1 protein-coding gene is annotated in these 2238 nt (G+C 68.1%); it reads right to left on the reverse strand.

Annotated elements, in window-relative coordinates:
• On the reverse strand, positions 1 to 2087 hold a 2087-nt coding region (locus tag ACIBJF_RS53040; RefSeq protein ID WP_399185057.1), incomplete at its 3' end, for a cytochrome P450.
• Positions 2088 to 2238: the final 151 nt, after the last annotated feature.

A 2238-nucleotide genomic window follows, 5' to 3' on the forward strand; every position in this document is an offset into this window, starting at 1 on the left:
GGCGGCTCGATCTGGAAGTCCCACAGCCCGGTCGCGTCGGCCACGAGCTCCTCGTTGGCCACCACGGTCAGCGGGTACGCCTGCTCGGAGACGATGGCGGGACGTACGTCGGACTCGGTGAGCAGCTGGACCTCGTAGCGCGGGCCGCTCGCCTGGGAGGTGTCGGCGGCGTACTCCTCGGCCAGGGTCGCCCACAGGTTGTCCATCCACCGCGTGGCCATGCCGTCGAAGTCACCGGCGGCGTCCGCGATACCACGCTCGACGATGGGGGTGGCGCCGGCGGCCAGCAGACCCTCCTCGATCCGCTTGGGGAATGCCTGGTAGGTGGCCACCCACTGGGTGTTGCCGGCGCCCAGCAGCGCGAACCGCACATTCGCCAGCGAGCCCTCGGGCAGCCCGGCGGCGAGCAGGTCGTCGAAACGCTGGGCGTTGTCGGGCGCCTTGCCGTTGTAGCTGGCGGCGACAACCACCAGCAGGCCCTCGGTGGGCAGGTTGTCGCCCAGCTCGTCCAGGCCGACCAGGGTGGTGCCGAACCCGGAGCGTTCACCGCGGTCGGCGATGGTGCGCGCCAGGTCCTCGCACGAACCCAGGCTGGAGCCGTAGGCGACGGTCAGGTTCACACCGACGCCGCTCACCGCGGCCTGCGCCTGCGTGTCCCCGGTCTGCACGTCCGCGGCGCCGAACACGGTGCGCTCGTGTTCCTGACGACGGCGGACGATCAGCTCGAAGTTGCCGGGCTTGCGGGTCAGCGCCTCCCGGGGGTCCATCTTGTAGTCGTTGGTGTCGGCGAACTTGAACTTCTGCAGCACCAGCGCCAGGGCCAGGCGGGCCTCGGTGAGCGCGAACTGCCGGCCGATGCAGGCACGCACACCGTTGCCGAACGGCTTGTAGGCGTGCGGGTGCTGCTTGGCGCGGTTCTCCGGCAGCCAGCGGTCGATGTCGAACTCGTCCGGCCGCTCCCACGCCTTGGGGTGTGTGTGCAGCGGGCCTTCCAGGATGAGGACCTTCGCACCCTTCTTCAGCTCGTAGTGGCCGCCGATGACGGTGTCCTCCCGCGCCGTCTTGCCGAACGACGGGATGGGAGCCCACAGGCGCAGGGTCTCGTCCAGGATCCGCGGGATGACGTCCAGCTGCATGATCGTGTCGTAGTCCGGGACGGTGTCACCGGGCATCAGGCGGTCCACCTCGGCATACGCCTGGGCCAGGACGTGCGGGTTGCGCATCAGCGAGTAGGTGGCGAAGGACAGCAGGCCGCTGGTGGTCTCGTGGCCGGCGATCAGGAACGTCAGCACCTGGTCGCGGACGTTGTCGTCGTACAGCCGCTTGCCGGTCTCCGGGTCGGTGGCCTCCAGCATCAGGCCCAGCAGGTCCTCCTCACCGCCGCCCTTCCCCTCGCGGCGCTCCTTGATCACGCTCTCGACCAGCTCCTGCATCAGCTGGACGTTCTCGCCGTACTTCTTGGCATCGGCCTTGCGGAGCTTGGTCATCATCGGCAGCTCCTGCGAGCGCCGCAGCGACTCCACCAGCGCGCCCAGCAGCGCGTTGAGGAAGGGGTGCAGCTCCTCCTTCTCGAAGGAGTCGAACCGGTAGCCGAACCCCGACAGGGCGATGGTGTCCAGCGTCAGCCGGGTGTAGTCGTCGGTGATGTTGACCGACTGACCCTCCTTGCGCTCCCACTTGCCCGCCAGGTTCTGGGCGATCTCCAGCATCTGCCCGAAGTACGCCCTCATGGCCCGCTGGCTGAACGCCGGCAGGAGGATCCGGTGCGCCATGCCCCATTCCTCCTCGTGCTGGTGGGCCGTGAACAGCGCCGCGCCCGCGAAGTCCCGGACGTGCTGCAGCGGCGTCTTCTCGATCTGCTTGAAGAACCGCGTCTCGTCGGAGACCTCGGCCACCAGGTCCGGGTCGTAGACGAAGACCTGCTCGATGCCGGCGATGTCCATGCCGTAGATGCCCTCGGGGAACTGCTTGGACAGTTCGGCGAAGTACTCCACCGGGTTGGTGCTGGGGATCTGCGGCGTGTGGCCGAGCAGGGGGACCCCGCGCGGGGACCGGATGGGGCGAAGGTCGTTCGCGTGCGTGGTCATGTCTTGCTCCTCTGCGGAGGGTGTGGAGGGGGTGAGCAAGGGCGTCGGTCGAGGCTGCCGTGCAACACGGAACCGTACGTCGTATGGAAGTGATACCATACTAAGTATGGAAAACGCGAAGCGCACCCCCCGGGGAACCAAAAAGAGAGAC

It is taken from the genome of Streptomyces sp. NPDC050743 (assembly GCF_044456925.1).
GTDB lineage: Bacteria > Actinomycetota > Actinomycetes > Streptomycetales > Streptomycetaceae > Streptomyces.